This window comes from Streptomyces sp. NPDC051105 (assembly GCF_040682795.1).
Lineage (GTDB): Bacteria > Actinomycetota > Actinomycetes > Streptomycetales > Streptomycetaceae > Streptomyces.
The window spans coordinates 328,774-341,973 of sequence record NZ_JBFBBR010000006.1; the positions used below are offsets into that span (position 1 = coordinate 328,774).

At 71.0% G+C, this 13,200-nt stretch carries 13 protein-coding genes; 6 read left to right on the top strand and 7 right to left on the bottom strand.

Annotated features, from left to right (window positions below; genetic code table 11):
- Positions 1-115 precede the first annotated feature (115 nt).
- Both AB0N16_RS17825 and AB0N16_RS17830 read left to right on the top strand, forming a co-directional pair.
- Positions 116-766 carry a GntR family transcriptional regulator gene (locus AB0N16_RS17825; protein WP_351696027.1) on the top strand — a complete coding sequence of 217 codons (651 nt, stop codon included), beginning with the start codon at positions 116-118 and terminating at the stop codon, positions 764-766.
- The gene (locus AB0N16_RS17830) at positions 763-2,064 is read left to right on the top strand and encodes an MFS transporter (RefSeq protein WP_365797619.1); all 1,302 of its coding nucleotides are present in this window, start codon (positions 763-765) and stop codon (positions 2,062-2,064) included. Before AB0N16_RS17825 ends, AB0N16_RS17830 begins: the two co-directional genes overlap by 4 nt.
- Positions 2,065-2,295: 231 nt before the next feature.
- On the opposite strand, the gene AB0N16_RS17835 is transcribed toward AB0N16_RS17830, so the two are convergent.
- Positions 2,296-3,060, bottom strand: a complete 765-nt coding sequence (locus AB0N16_RS17835; RefSeq protein ID WP_365797621.1) for a class I SAM-dependent methyltransferase — start codon at positions 3,058-3,060, stop codon at positions 2,296-2,298.
- A gap of 117 nt (positions 3,061-3,177) precedes the next feature.
- Positions 3,178-4,002, bottom strand: coding sequence for a maleylpyruvate isomerase family mycothiol-dependent enzyme (locus tag AB0N16_RS17840; RefSeq protein ID WP_365797623.1), 825 nt, complete (start codon positions 4,000-4,002; stop codon positions 3,178-3,180).
- 182 nt (positions 4,003-4,184) lie between these two features.
- Here AB0N16_RS17840 and AB0N16_RS17845 point away from each other — a divergent pair, with 182 nt between their 5' ends.
- Positions 4,185-4,979, top strand: a complete 795-nt coding sequence (locus AB0N16_RS17845; RefSeq protein WP_365797625.1) for a carbon-nitrogen family hydrolase — start codon at positions 4,185-4,187, stop codon at positions 4,977-4,979.
- Positions 4,980-5,003: 24 nt separating this feature from the next.
- Here AB0N16_RS17845 and AB0N16_RS17850 read toward each other — a convergent pair whose 3' ends face one another.
- Together AB0N16_RS17850 and AB0N16_RS17855 are read right to left on the bottom strand one after the other, a co-directional pair.
- A complete protein-coding gene (locus AB0N16_RS17850; protein WP_365797627.1) occupies positions 5,004-5,498 on the bottom strand; it encodes an LURP-one-related family protein in 495 nt (164 codons plus the stop codon).
- A complete protein-coding gene (locus AB0N16_RS17855; RefSeq protein WP_365797629.1) occupies positions 5,495-6,493 on the bottom strand; it encodes a helix-turn-helix domain-containing protein in 999 nt (332 codons plus the stop codon). Before AB0N16_RS17855 ends, AB0N16_RS17850 begins: the two co-directional genes overlap by 4 nt.
- A 61-nt stretch (positions 6,494-6,554) precedes the next feature.
- Between AB0N16_RS17855 and AB0N16_RS17860 the strand changes: the two genes are divergently transcribed.
- Entirely contained in the window at positions 6,555-6,947 is a 393-nt protein-coding gene (locus AB0N16_RS17860; RefSeq protein WP_365797897.1) for a cupin domain-containing protein, read from the top strand.
- Positions 6,948-7,013: 66 nt separating this feature from the next.
- Entirely contained in the window at positions 7,014-8,867 is a 1,854-nt protein-coding gene (locus AB0N16_RS17865; RefSeq protein WP_365797631.1) for a thioredoxin-like domain-containing protein, read from the top strand.
- Between the two features lie 69 nt (positions 8,868-8,936).
- On the opposite strand, the gene AB0N16_RS17870 is transcribed toward AB0N16_RS17865, so the two are convergent.
- The 3 genes from AB0N16_RS17870 to AB0N16_RS17880 form a co-directional block, all read right to left on the bottom strand.
- The gene (locus AB0N16_RS17870) at positions 8,937-9,176 is read right to left on the bottom strand and encodes a DUF6458 family protein (RefSeq protein WP_365797632.1); all 240 of its coding nucleotides are present in this window, start codon (positions 9,174-9,176) and stop codon (positions 8,937-8,939) included.
- Between the two features lie 74 nt (positions 9,177-9,250).
- Positions 9,251-10,549, bottom strand: coding sequence for a M18 family aminopeptidase (locus tag AB0N16_RS17875; protein ID WP_365797634.1), 1,299 nt, complete (start codon positions 10,547-10,549; stop codon positions 9,251-9,253).
- A gap of 79 nt (positions 10,550-10,628) precedes the next feature.
- Complete coding sequence (locus tag AB0N16_RS17880) at positions 10,629-12,455, bottom strand: acyl-CoA dehydrogenase (protein WP_365797636.1); 1,827 nt, start codon at positions 12,453-12,455, stop codon at positions 10,629-10,631.
- A 175-nt stretch (positions 12,456-12,630) separates the two neighbouring features.
- Between AB0N16_RS17880 and AB0N16_RS17885 the strand changes: the two genes are divergently transcribed.
- Positions 12,631-13,110, top strand: coding sequence for an SseB family protein (locus AB0N16_RS17885; RefSeq protein ID WP_365797638.1), 480 nt, complete (start codon positions 12,631-12,633; stop codon positions 13,108-13,110).
- The last annotated feature ends 90 nt before the right edge of the window (positions 13,111-13,200 follow it).

The window sequence follows — 13,200 nt, forward strand, 5'->3', positions numbered from 1 at the left end:
GTGTAGGACACGTAAGTAGCACAGATGGTTGTGCGGTTGCTGGGGGAGACATAGGTCACGTCCGCATGGTGGACGACCCGCCAGCATGCGTACGTGTTGTATCTATCCTGTGGGCATGAGCCTGGCCGTCAAGCAGCCCCCCGCCGCCGACCGTGTGTACTCCCATGTCAAGCAAGCTGTCCTGGACCGTCACTACGAGGGCGGCACGCTGCTCACCGAGGGCGAGTTGGCCGAGGCCGTAGGGGTGTCCCGCACCCCGGTCCGCGAGGCGCTGCTGCGCCTCGAGGTCGAGGGCCTGATCAAGCTCTACCCGAAGAAGGGCGCCCTGGTGCTGCCCGTCTCCGCGCAGGAGATCGCGGACGTGGTGGAGACCCGGATGCTGGTCGAGGAGCACGCGGTGCGCAAGGCCGTACCGCCGTCGGCCCTGCTCGTGGCCCGCCTGGAGGAGCTGCTGGACCGGCAGAAGGCCGAGGCCGCCGCCGGCGACCTGGCCGCCGCGGCCGTCACGGATCGCTGCTTCCACGCCGAGATCGTCCGCGACGGCGGCAACGAGATCCTCTCCCGCCTCTACGACCAGCTCCGCGACCGCCAGCTGCGGATGGGCGTCGCGATCATGAACGCCCACCCCGACCGGATCGCCAAGTCGCTGACCGAGCACGAGGAGATACTGGACGCGTTGCGCGCCGGGGACGCCGACCGCGCGGTCGAGCTGGTGCACCGGCACGTCGACTGGTTCGCGCACCTGGCGCGGGGTGAGGTCCGATGAGCCGCGGCAGCGTCGCGTTGCCCGGCGATCCGCCGGGCGGCCGCCGGGCCGTCGCGGTGTGGTCCATAGGCGTCTCGGTCTACTTCGTCGCCGTCATCTTCCGTACGTCCCTCGGTGTCGCCGGCCTGGACGCGGCCGACCGCTTCCACGTCAACGCCTCGGCCCTGTCCACCTTCTCGATACTCCAGCTGCTGGTCTACGCCGGCATGCAGATACCCGTCGGCCTGCTGGTCGACGGCCTCGGCACCAAGAAGGTGCTGTCCATCGGGGCGGTGCTGTTCACGGCCGGCCAGCTGGGCTTCGCGTTCTCCCCGTCGTACGGCACCGCGCTCGCCTCGCGCGCCCTGCTCGGCTGCGGCGACGCCATGACCTTCATCAGCGTGCTGCGGCTCGGCACCCGCTGGTTCCCGGTGCGGCGCGGGCCGCTCGTCGCACAGCTCGCCGGTCTGGTCGGCATGGCGGGCAACCTCGTCTCCACGCTGGTCCTGGCCCGGCTGCTGCACGGCATCGGATGGACCCCGGCGTTCGCGGGCAGCGCCCTGGCCGGTGTGGTCGTGCTGGTCCTCGTGCTGTTCTTCCTGAAGGACCACCCCGAGGGGTACGAGCCGGCGCCCTTCCCGCACCGGGGCGCGGCGTACGTACGCAAGCAGATCGTCGCGTCCTGGCGGGAGCCGGGGACCCGGCTCGGTCTGTGGGTGCACTTCACCACCCAGTTCCCGGCGATGGTGTTCCTGCTGCTGTGGGGGCTGCCGTTCCTGGTCCAGGCGCAGGGGCTGTCCCGAGCCACGGCCGGTGAACTGCTGACGCTGGTCGTGCTCTCCAACATGGTGATCGGTCTGGTCTACGGCCAGATCGTCGCCCGGCATCACGCGGCGCGGCTGCCGCTGGCGCTGGGCACGGTCGGGGCGACGGCCGTCGTGTGGGCGGCGACGCTGGCGTATCCGGCCGAGCATGCGCCGATGTGGCTGCTGGTGGTGTTGTGTGCGGTGCTGGGGGCGTGTGGGCCGGCGTCGATGCTCGGCTTCGACTTCGCGCGGCCGGCGAATCCGCCCGAGCGGCAGGGGACCGCGTCGGGGATCACCAATATGGGTGGTTTTGTGGCCTCGATGACGACGTTGTTCGTCGTGGGGGTGCTGTTGGATGCGACCGGTGACGACTACTCGGTGGCGTTCTCGTGCGTGTTCGTGCTCCAGGCGCTGGGGGTGAGCCAGATCCTGCGGTTGCGGGGGCGGGCGGCTCGGCGGGAGCGGGAGCGGTTGGTTGCGAGCCGGGTGGAGACGGTGCACGTGCCTGCGTGAGTTTTCCTCCCACCCCCGCACACCCGTTTCCGGTCGGCGGAGAGGCGGGGCGACCTGCGGGAGTGATCGCCGTCGGCGGCTTTCCGGGCGTGGATTCGGCTTTTCGCGCCGTCCCGGCCCGTTTCCAGTGGGCGGAGAGGCGGGGCGACCTGCGGGAGTGATCGCCGTCGGCGACTTGCTGAGCGTGCGATGGACCGGCCGGCGGTGCGGTGGCGGTGGGGTGGTCGTCGGCTAGTTCGTTGTTGGTACGAGGGTGAGGTAGGCCAGGCCCAGCAGGCCTCGGTAGGTCAGCCAGGCCGATCGGTGGGTGTCCAGGCGGGCGCGGGTTTCCGTGGCCAGGGGGTGGCCGGGGTGGGTCGCGAGCCAAACCTCCTGGTCCGCCTGGTACGCCGACTCGAACTCCTCCCATTCCGCCAGGCTCGCCGTCTCCGTCCACTCCGGGCGGAAGCCCGCCGCCACCGTCAGGTCGACCAGGGTCGCCAGGTCGTGATGGTCGGCGGTCGACGCGCCCGGCCACATCCCGGACAGCTCCGCCTCGGTCGGGGTGCGCTGCCAGAAGCCCTCGCCGAGCAGGACCCGTCCGCCGTCGGCCACCAGCCGCCGCAGCTCCCGCAGAGCCGTCACCAGGTCGTCGCCCAGCGCCTGACTCGCCCCGAGGCACAGCACCACGTCGGCCGGGCCGCGTCCGGTGTCCACCGCCGACTCCTCGGCGAACTCCACCCGGTCGGCCAGCCCGCGCGCCTCGGCTGCCCGCCGCCCCCGCGCCAGATCCCCGGCGTGCACATCCAGTCCGACGCCGTGTGCGCGGGGTACGGCGTCCAGCAGACGGAGCATCAGCTCGCCCCAGCCGCAGCCGATGTCGAGCACGGTGGTGGGGTGCGTGGCGGCGAGCCGCCCTACCATCGCCTGCGCCCGGGTCTCCGAGAGGGGGCCGTGGAAGGTGAGGCGGGTCAGGCGGGGTGGGAGGTCGTCGTGCGGTGCGGTGGCAGAGGTCATGCCGGGCAAGGTAGGTCTCGAAGGCTGCCGTGGCCCACCGAATTACCGGTGGCCGCCGCAGTTTCTCACCGCTGTTCCTTACGGTGCGACCGCGGATTACGGTGCGACCGCGGATTCCTACTGCGTGACCGCGAAGTTCCGCAGGATCGCCGCCGTCAGTTCCGGGTCGCCCTCCGCCTTCACCCGGTCGGTGGCCGCGTCCGGGGTGATGCGGCCGCAGGCCAGGCGGACGTAGGTCTCCCAGTCGAGGGTGAAGATGGCGGCGGGGCCGAGCGCGGGGGTGGCCTCCAGGGTGCCGCGACCCTGGATGTCGATGCGGATGGTGCGCAGGAACTCGACCGGGCCGTGCACATCGAAGATGACGGCCGAACTGCGCGGGGCCCCCGCTTCGTTGGCGACCACCCGGGGCAGCTCGCCGAGCAGCACGTCCCGGGCGATCTGCGCACCCGGCGAGTCGAGGTTGCCCGGCCGCCCCAGTGCCGTCCGCAGATCCTGCTCGTGCACCCACACGTTGAACGCGTGGGTGCGCATCGCCTCTTCGAGGGTGATCTCCTTGCCCATCGGCCCGCGCACCGCGTGCCCCGGCTCCCGCGACTCGTTGCGCAGCTGGCGGTTGCGGCGGATGACCGTGTACTCCAGCTCCGAGGTCATCTCCGGCGCCGTGTGGTGGCGTCGTACGTCGACCTGCATCTCCGTGTAGCGCTGGGCCTCGTTGGTGACGTGGTAAAGGTCGCGCGGCAGGGTGTGGATGGGCCGCGGGTCGCCGAGCATCTCGCAGTCCAGGCCGATGACATGGGAGACCACGTCCCGCACCGACCAGCCCGGGCACGGCGTCCGCCGGTTCCACTCGCCCTCGGCAAGGGGCGTCACCAGCTCGGATATCGCTTCGATGGAGTGGGTCCAGGCGTCGGCGTAGGGCTGGAGGGTGGGATGCAGACTCACGGAACGGGACCCCTCGGCGGTCGGTACTCGGGCAGGTGGTGGCGGCGCTGCCAGTGGGCGGTAGCTGCTGTCGGCGGGTGTCTTGAGACGTTAAGTTACGCTGCTGTGAGGCACCCCGGCAGTGCTTTCGTGTGACGATCGTAGGCCCGTGTGGACGGCTCGAATGCCAGGACGGTGGTAGTGTGCGCGCCTCGCTCATCCAGATCGACGTAAACGAGGGCGAATCGGTCGAATCCCGTCGGCGGCGCGTGACCGCACTGGTGCGGGAGCGGGAGGACGCCGATCTCGTCGTACTGCCCGAGCTGTGGACGACCGGTGCCTTCGCCTACGAGGAGTTCGCCACCGAGGCCGAGCCGCTCGAAGGCCCGACGTACGAGGCGATGGCGAAGGCGGCGAGCGACGCGGGCGTCTGGCTGCACGCCGGCTCCATCCCCGAGCGAGACCCCGAGGGCCCCCTCTACAACACGGCTCTCCTCTTCTCCCCCTCCGGTGACCTGGCCGCGGCCTATCGCAAGATCCACCGCTTCGGCTTCGACAAGGGGGAGGCGGTGCTGATGGGCGCCGGCCAGGAACTGGTGACCGTCCGGCTCCCGGAGACCACGCTGGGCGTGGCCACCTGCTACGACCTCCGCTTCCCCGAACTCTTCCGCGCACTCGTCGACGCCGGTGCCGAGACGATGGTGGTCTCGGCGGGCTGGCCGGAGCGGCGGCGCGCGCACTGGACGCTGCTGGCCCAGGCGCGGGCGGTCGAGAACCAGGCGTTCGTGCTCGCCTGTGGAACGGCCGGGACGCATGCCGGAGTTCCGCAGGCGGGTCACTCGATCGTGGTCGATCCCTGGGGCGAGGTGCTGGCCGAGGCGGGCGCCGGCGAGGAGATCCTCACCGTCGACCTCGACCCGGCCAAGGTCGCCGTCAGCCGCGAACAGTTCCCGGCGCTCAAGGACCGCCTGCTGGGCCTGGAACCCCCTCGCCGCTAGCCGTCCGCCGGTCTTCCAGGCCCGTCAGTCCTCCTCGCGCTCCTTGTCGGCGAGGTGGATCACGCACACCGCCACCGCGATCAGCAGCGCCGGGTCCGCGTCGTCCCGTACGACGTCGACACCGTAGGTCTCCCGGACGTGCAGCCACCGCCGGGAGACCACGGCCAGCAGCTCACCGTCGTACTCCACGGCGAACTCACGGTCGAGGATCTTGCCGCTGACGTCCAGTTCGATGCCGTCGACCAGGCGCACGCGGTAGTGGTTGCGCAGCAGCGAGAGCCGCTTGCGCCTGATGGTGGCCAGGGGTTCGCCGTCGCGTTCGATCACCATGGTGTCGCGCAGGGCGAACATCTTCTGGCGGATGTCGACGAGCACGCGCCCGTGCCGGTCCTTCAGCTCGAACGTGTCGCGCACCCGCATGGCCTTGCCGTCGACGAGGAAGACCTTGTCGCCGTGCTCGTCCTCGATCCAGTAGTCCTCGCCGAAGCCGAGGAGCCGGTCGCGTACCAGGAATCTCATGTCCGTACCCCTTCCCGGCCCACCGGCCCGAAACGCCGCCGGTAGTCCGACGGGCTGAGCCCGGTCTCGCGCCGCAGCCGTGCGCGCAGGTTGGCCGCGGTGCCCAGGCCGCTGCGCGAGGCCACCACCTCCAGGCGCTCCTCGCCGCGCTCGATCAGCCGGCAGGCGAGCGCCACCCGCTCCCCGGTCAGCCAGGCCAGCGGGGTGGTGCCGAGCTGGGCGCGGAACCCGCGGTGCAGGGTGGCCGGGGAGAGGGCCGCCCGCGCCGCCAGGTCCGCCACGGTCAGCGGCTCATCCAGCCGCTCCTGTGCCCAGGCCAGCAGCGGGCCGAGCGACTCGTCCGGCACCTCGGGCACCGGCCGCTCCACGAACTGCCGCTGTCCGCCGTCCCGGTGCGAGGCGAACACCAGCCGCCGGGAGACCGCGTTGGCGATCTCGGCGCCGTGGTCCTGCCGCCAGATGTGCAGCCCCAGATCGAGCGCGGCCGCGCTGCCGGAGGCGGTGAGCAGGTCGCCGTCGTCGACGAAGAGCACGTCCGGACGGAGCAGCACCCGGGGATGCAGCTGCCGGAAGGCGTCGGCCCAGCGCCAGTGCGTGGTGGCCGACCGGCCGTCCAGCAGCCCGGCCTCGGCGAGCGCGAAGGTCCCGGTGCAGAAACTCACCACCCGCGCCCCGCGCGCGTGCGCGCGCCGGACCGCGTCGAGGACGTCCGCACCGCGCGGTACGACATTGTCCGGGCGCCCCGGCACGACGAGGGTGTCCGCCGCGTCCACCGCCGTCAGCCCGGCCACCCCGCTCAGGGTGAAGAAGCCGTGGTTCATCCGCACCTCGCGGGTGGGCGCGCACAGGGTCACCTCGTACGGCGGCACGGACAGCCCCAGCTCCGGCCGCGGCAGCCCGAACAGCTCGGTGGCGACACCGACCTCGAACGGGTTGGTGCCCGCGTCCACGATCACGGCCACCCGGTGCGTCGACTGCGAGGATCCTTGCGCCATATGCGATTTCTAGCACTCCCCGACCGCCGGGCGAGCGCCCAGGATGAACGCCATGAACGCCATGAGCAGCGAACCCGTCTCCCTCGCCCACGCCCTCGACTCCTTCGAGGACCTGTGGAGCCCCCGGATCGTCACCGTCGTCAACGACTACGACGTCCGCGTCGCCAAGGTCCAGGGCGAGCACCTCTGGCACGTCCACGACCACACCGACGAGTTCTTCCTGGTCCTGGCGGGCGAACTGCGCATCGCCCTGCGGGAGCCGGCCGGCGAGCGCACGGTCGTCCTGCCCAGGGGCTCGGTCTTCACCGTCCCCCGCGGCACCGAGCACAAGCCGGCCGCCCCGGCCGGAGCCTCGATCCTCCTCTTCGAACCGACCGGCACCTCCACGGTCGGCGACCGCCACGACGAGATCCCACCCCACGTGGACGCGACGACGGGCCACACCCTCGCCTGACCAGGGCAGACGGGAGTTGTCCACAGGGGCGAACGCGCTCCCGCCGGCAAGTGGCACCCTTGATCCATGAGCGACACATCCCCGGCCCCCACCCCGCGCCGTGCCCGCGTCCGTGCCCCCGAGCTGATCGGCAAAGGCGGCTGGCTGAACACCGGTGACAAGCAGTACACCCTCGCTGACCTGCGTGGACGCATCGTCATCCTGGACTTCTGGACGTTCTGCTGCATCAACTGCCTGCACGTCCTGGACGAGCTGCGGGAGCTGGAGGAGAGCCACCGGGACACGGTGGTGATCATCGGGGTGCACTCGCCGAAGTTCGTGCACGAGGCGGAGCACCAGGCGGTCGTCGATGCCGTGGAGCGGTACGGCGTGGAGCACCCGGTGCTCGACGACCCGGAGCTCGCCACCTGGAAGCAGTACGCGGTGCGGGCCTGGCCGACGCTGGTCGTGATCGACCCCGAGGGGTATGTCGTCGCCCAGCACGCCGGCGAGGGCCACGCACACGCGATCGCACGGCTGGTCGAGGAGCTGGAGGCGGAGCACGAGGCGAAGGGCACCCTGCGGCGCGGCGACGGCCCGTATGTGCCGCCGGAGCCGGAGCCGACCGCCCTGCGCTTCCCCGGCAAGGCGCTGCTGCTGCCCACCGGGAACTTCCTGGTCAGCGACACCACCCGGCACCAGCTGGTGGAGCTGGCCGAGGACGCCGAGACGGTCGTACGGCGGATCGGCTCCGGGGAGCGCGGCTTCGCCGACGGCCCGGCCGCCGAGGCCGCCTTCAGCGAACCGCAGGGCCTGGCACTCCTCGACGACGGTTCGGTGGTCGTCGCCGACACCGTCAACCACGCGCTGCGCCGTCTCGACCCGGCCACCGGCGCGGTGACCACGCTCGCCGGCACCGGCCGCCAGTGGTGGCAGGGCTCCCCGACCTCGGGCCCGGCCCGCGAGGTCGACCTGTCCTCCCCCTGGGACGTGGCGGTCTTCGGCGGCAAGGTGTGGATCGCCATGGCGGGTGTGCACCAGCTGTGGGCGTACGAGCCGGAGAGCGAGACGGTCGCGGTCGCCGCCGGCACCACCAACGAGGGGCTGGTGGACGGGCCGGCGGACGAGGCCTGGTTCGCGCAGCCGTCCGGTCTCGCCGCCACCGTCGACCGGCTCTGGCTGGCCGACTCGGAGACCAGCGCGCTGCGCTGGGTCGACCTGGACGGCCGCGTGCACACGGCGGTCGGCACCGGCCTCTTCGACTTCGGCCACCGGGACGGCGAGGCCGGGCAGGCGCTGCTCCAGCACCCGCTGGGCGTGACGGCGCTTCCTGACGGCTCGGTCGCGGTGTCCGACACCTACAACCACGCGCTGCGCCGCTACGACCCGGCTACCGGCCAGGTCACCACGCTCGCGACGGATCTGAGAGAGCCGAGCGACGCGGTGCTGGCCGGGGACGACATCGTCGTGGTCGAGTCGGCCCGGCACCGGCTGACCCGGCTGCGGCTGCCCGAGGAGGCGGTCCGGGTGGAGTCGGTCGCCCACCGCACCCAGCGGGCGGCGACCGAGGTGGCCCCCGGCAGCCTCCGCCTGGACGTGATCTTCCAGGCCCCCGCGGGCCAGAAGCTGGACACGCGCTACGGCCCGTCGACGCGGCTGCTGGTGTCCTCCACCCCGCCGGAGCTGCTGCTCAAGGGCGACGGCGCGGACACCGACCTGACCAGAGAGCTGGACCTGAACCCGGCGGTGCCGGAGGGTGTCCTGCACGTCTCGGCGATGGCCGCGTCCTGCGACGACGACCCTGCGAACGAGTACCCGGCCTGCCATGTCCACCAGCAGGACTGGGGGGTCCCGCTCCGCCTCACGGAGGGAGGAGCGAACCGCCTGCCGCTGGTCCTGGCCGGAATGGACCAGCAGGACCAGGAGGACCAGGAGGCCTAGGCAGCCCAGGGGGCAACCCCCTGAGGTTCGCGGTGGCCGGTGACGCCGCTGTGGGTGCGGCCGTGTCCGTCACGCGCCGTACCCGCCGCCGTATCCGTCGCGGCGCCGGTCGTCCTCGACGACGGCCGTCGGCGGTACGACGACCCGGCGGCGCCGGGCGATGCTGCTGAACGTGGCGACTCCGATGATCCCGACGGCCATCAGGATCAGGCCGACGACATCCAGGTTGACGCCCTGCATGTGCCAGTCGGTCGCGAACGTGAGGATGGCCCCCACGGCGATGAGGATGATGCACCCGCCGAGCCCCATGAGCGTTGCCCTTCCTTCAGGTTCGGTGGTTCCGGTCCACACCGGGTACCCAGGGGCGGGCGGGACATGTGCAACTAGCCCCGCAGGAAAGCCGTCAGCGCGTTCGCGAGGAGGAACGGGTCCTCGGCGCCGCACAGTTCGCGGGCGCTGTGCATGGAGAGAATCGCCGCGCCGATGTCGACGGTCTGGATGCCGTGGCGGGCCGCGGTGATCGGCCCGATGGTGGTGCCGCAGGGCATGGAGTTGTTGGAGACGAAGGTCTGGAAGGGAACCCCGGCCCGGTCACAGGCGGCGGCGAAGATCGCCCGGCCCGAACCGTCCGTCGCGTAGCGGTTGTTGACGTTGACCTTGAGGATCGGGCCGCCGTTGACGCGGGGGTGGTGCGTCGGGTCGTGGCGCTCCGCGTAGTTGGGGTGCACGGCGTGGCCGGTGTCGGAGGAGAGACAGACGGTGGCCGCGAAGGCTCTCGCCCGGTCCTCGTACGACCCGCCGCGCGCCAGCACGGAGCGCTCCAGCACGCTGCCGAGCAGGGGGCCGTCCGCGCCGGTGTCGGACTGGGAGCCGGTCTCCTCGTGGTCGAAGGCGGCGAGCACCGGGATGCAGGGGAGCTGCGCGCCGGCCGTCGCCGCGGCCGCGAGGGCCGCCGTGCCGGCGTGCACGGACAGCAGGTTGTCCATCCGGGAGCCGGCCAGCAGCTCCTGGTCGCGGCCCAGGTAGGCCGGCGGTTCGATGGCATAGGTCATCAGGTCCCAGCCGGTCACCGAGCCGGGCGGCAGGCCCGACTCCTGCTCCAGGAAGGCGATCAGGTCGCCGTCGCGGATGTCGTCGCCGAGGCCCCAGATCGGCTGGAGGTGGCGCTGCTTGTCGAGCTTGAGGCCCTCGCTGCTGACCGAACGGTCCAGGTGGATGGCGAGCTGGGGCACCCGCAGCAGCGGCCGGTTCACGTCGACGAGCCGGGTGGAGCCGTCGCGCAGGCTCAGCCGGCCGGCCAGGCCCAGGTCCCGGTCGAGCCAGGAGTTCATGAGCGGTCCGCCGTAGATCTCCACGGCGACCTGGCGGAAGCCGTGCGCCCCGGTGTCCGGGCGGGGCTTGACCCGCAGGTTCGGGGAGTCGGTGTGCGCGCCGACGATCCGGAACGGGGTGTGGGGTGCGGCGCCCTCCGGGACGTACCAGGCGATGATCGCGCCGCCGCGCAGCACGTACTTGCCGCCCGCCGTCCCGTCCCAGACGTCCGTCTCGGCGACCTGCCGGAAACCGGCCTTCTCCAGCCGTTCGCCGGCGTTGGCCACGGCGTGGTACGGCGTGGGGCCGGCCGCGAGGAAGGACATCAGGTCGTCGGTGTGGCCGCGATCGAAGCGGGCTGGTTCGCTCATGGTCCTCACCTTAACGACGGACGGTGGCCCGCTCCCCGGCGAGGGAGCGGGCCACCGTGGGCGGATCAGGCCGGCCGGATCAGAATGCGGCCTCGTCCAGTTCCATCAGGTCCAGGTCGACGTCGGCCGCGACCTTTCGGGCCAGGGTGACGCCCGGCAGCACGTTGGCCGCGAAGAACTTCGCCGCCGCGATCTTGCCGGTGTAGAAGGGCTTGTCCTTGCTGGACGCCGTCTCCAGCTTCTCGGCGGCGATCGCGGCGCCCTTGAGCAGCAGGTAGCCGACGATCACGTCGCCGGAGGCGAGCAGCAGGCGGGTGGTGTTCAGGCCCACCTTGTAGATGTTCTTGACGTCCTGCTCGGTGGCCGCGAGGTCGGTCAGCATCAGGCCGACGATCGCCTCCAGCTCCACGGCCGCCTTGGCGAGGTGCTCGCGGGCGCCCGCCAGCTGCTCGCCGCCGGTGCCGAGGGCCAGGAACTTCTTGATGTCCTCGGCGAGGGAGTTCAGCGCCGCGCCCTGGTTGCGGACGATCTTCCGGAAGAAGAAGTCCTGGCCCTGGATCGCGGTGGTGCCCTCGTAGAGGGTGTCGATCTTGGCGTCGCGGATGTACTGCTCGATCGGGTACTCCTGCAGGAAGCCGGAGCCGCCGAAGGTCTGCAGCGACTGGGCGAGCTGCTCGTAGCCCTTCTCGGAGCCGTACCCCTTGACGATCGGCAGGAGCAGGTCGTTGAGCGCGTGCTCGGCCTTCGGGTCCTCGCCGTTCGCCTCCTTGACGGCGATGGCGTCCTGGATCGAGGCGGTGTAGAGGACCAGGGCGCGCATGCCCTCGGCGTACGCCTTCTGCGTGATCAGCGAGCGGCGGACGTCGGGGTGGTGGGTGACGGTGACCTTGGGCGCGGTCTTGTCCATGAAGTTCGCGAGGTCCGGACCCTGGACGCGCTCCTTGGCGTACTCAAGGGCGTTGAGGTAGCCCGTGGAGAGCGTGGAGATCGCCTTCGTGCCGACCATCATGCGGGCGAACTCGATGATCCGGAACATCTGGCGGATGCCGTCGTGCTTGTCGCCGATCAGCCAGCCCTTGGCCGGGTGGCGGTCGCCGAAGGTCATCTCGCAGGTGTTGGAGGCCTTGAGGCCCATCTTGTGCTCGACGTTCGTGGCGTAGACGCCGTTGCGCTCGCCCAGTTCGCCGGTCTCGAAGTCGAAGAGGTACTTGGGCACGAGGAAGAGGGAGAGCCCCTTCGTGCCCGGGCCGGCACCCTCGGGCCGGGCCAGCACGTAGTGAAGGATGTTCTCCTCCATGTCGTGCTCACCGGAGGTGATGAAGCGCTTCACGCCCTCGATGTGCCAGGAGCCGTCCTCCTGCTGGACCGCCTTGGTGCGGCCGGCGCCGACGTCCGAACCGGCGTCCGGCTCGGTGAGGACCATGGTGGAGCCCCAGGTCCGGTCGACGGCGATCTGGGCCCACTTCTTCTGCTCCTCGGTGCCCTCCTCGAAGAGGATGCGGGCGAACGCCGGGCCGGAGGAGTACATCCACACGGCCGGGTTGGCACCGAGGATCAGCTCCGCGTACGACCAGATCAGCGACGGGGGAGCGGTGGTGCCGCCGATCTCCTCGGGCAGGCCGAGCCGCCAGTACTCGGAATCCATGAAGGCCTTGTAGCTCTTCTTGAAGGAGGCCGGGACCGGCGCGGTGTTGGTCTCCGGGTCGAAGACCGGCGGGTTGCGGTCGGCGTCGGCGAAGGACTCGGCCAGCTCGTTCTCGGCGAGCCGGGTGAGCTCCTCCAGGACGCTCTTCGCGGTGTCGGTGTCCATCTCGGCGAACGGGCCGGTGCCGTACAGCTTGTCGCGACCGAGCACTTCGAAGAGGTTGAATTCGATGTCGCGGAGGTTGGACTTGTAGTGCCCCATGGTGACGGCTCCGTATCCGGATCGGCGAGGCACTGAATCCTCGCGCAAGCTTTCACATACCAACGAGTAGCCCCGATGATGCTACCCGCCGGTAATAAGGCGCAACCCCATCGGTTGAAGTGTGAGAAGGGTCTACCTTCTCGCAGCGGCCGCGTGTCTCGGTAGGCTTGCGCGCATGTATGGATACGGCCAGCCCATGGACGGTGGGGCCGCTCAGCAGCAGTACGCTCAGCCGCAGCAGCAGATGCCCGGCGCGGGTGGGTACGGCCAGCAGCCCCCGCTCTACCCCGAGCCGTCTCCGCCCTCGCTCGCGGACGCGGTGCGGGCTTTCACCACGGGCCAGTTGACCGCCGAGGACTTCCAGCAGGTCTTCGCCACGTCCAAGGTGTACTGCCCGCGCGGCGACAACCCCGGCTTCCTCGCCCTGCACAACACGCAGCAGCCGGTGATCCCGATGTTCACCTCACTGAAGGAACTGCGCCGGTACGCGGGCAAGGAGTCCAAGTACTTCGTGATCACCGGCGCGGAGGTCATCGACCTGCTGCCGACCGGCTACGGCTTCGTCCTCGACATGGAGGGCGAGCACCGGATGGTCTTCGACGCGAAGGCGGTCGAACAGATGGTGGACTTCGCGATGCGGCGGATGTACGGGTAGACGCCCCCACTGGGCAGACGCGCCCACCCGGCTAGACGCGCCCACCCGGCTAGCCGCCCCCCGCTCGGGCAGACGCGCCCCGCGGTGGGC

Excerpts from the sequence above, each read along its gene's own strand:
- AB0N16_RS17860 (WP_365797897.1), top strand. The coding sequence starts at position 6,555 with ATGAGCAGCGAACCCGTCTCCCTCGCCCACGCCCTCGACTCCTTCGAG.
- AB0N16_RS17880 (WP_365797636.1), bottom strand. The coding sequence starts at position 12,455 with ATGGGGCACTACAAGTCCAACCTCCGCGACATCGAATTCAACCTCTTC.
- AB0N16_RS17885 (WP_365797638.1), top strand. The coding sequence starts at position 12,631 with ATGTATGGATACGGCCAGCCCATGGACGGTGGGGCCGCTCAGCAGCAG.
- AB0N16_RS17855 (WP_365797629.1), bottom strand. The coding sequence starts at position 6,493 with ATGGCGCAAGGATCCTCGCAGTCGACGCACCGGGTGGCCGTGATCGTG.
- AB0N16_RS17835 (WP_365797621.1), bottom strand. The coding sequence starts at position 3,060 with ATGACCTCTGCCACCGCACCGCACGACGACCTCCCACCCCGCCTGACC.
- AB0N16_RS17850 (WP_365797627.1), bottom strand. The coding sequence starts at position 5,498 with ATGAGATTCCTGGTACGCGACCGGCTCCTCGGCTTCGGCGAGGACTAC.
- AB0N16_RS17830 (WP_365797619.1), top strand. The coding sequence starts at position 763 with ATGAGCCGCGGCAGCGTCGCGTTGCCCGGCGATCCGCCGGGCGGCCGC.
- AB0N16_RS17870 (WP_365797632.1), bottom strand. The coding sequence starts at position 9,176 with ATGGGGCTCGGCGGGTGCATCATCCTCATCGCCGTGGGGGCCATCCTC.
- AB0N16_RS17875 (WP_365797634.1), bottom strand. The coding sequence starts at position 10,549 with ATGAGCGAACCAGCCCGCTTCGATCGCGGCCACACCGACGACCTGATG.
- AB0N16_RS17865 (WP_365797631.1), top strand. The coding sequence starts at position 7,014 with ATGAGCGACACATCCCCGGCCCCCACCCCGCGCCGTGCCCGCGTCCGT.
- AB0N16_RS17825 (WP_351696027.1), top strand. The coding sequence starts at position 116 with ATGAGCCTGGCCGTCAAGCAGCCCCCCGCCGCCGACCGTGTGTACTCC.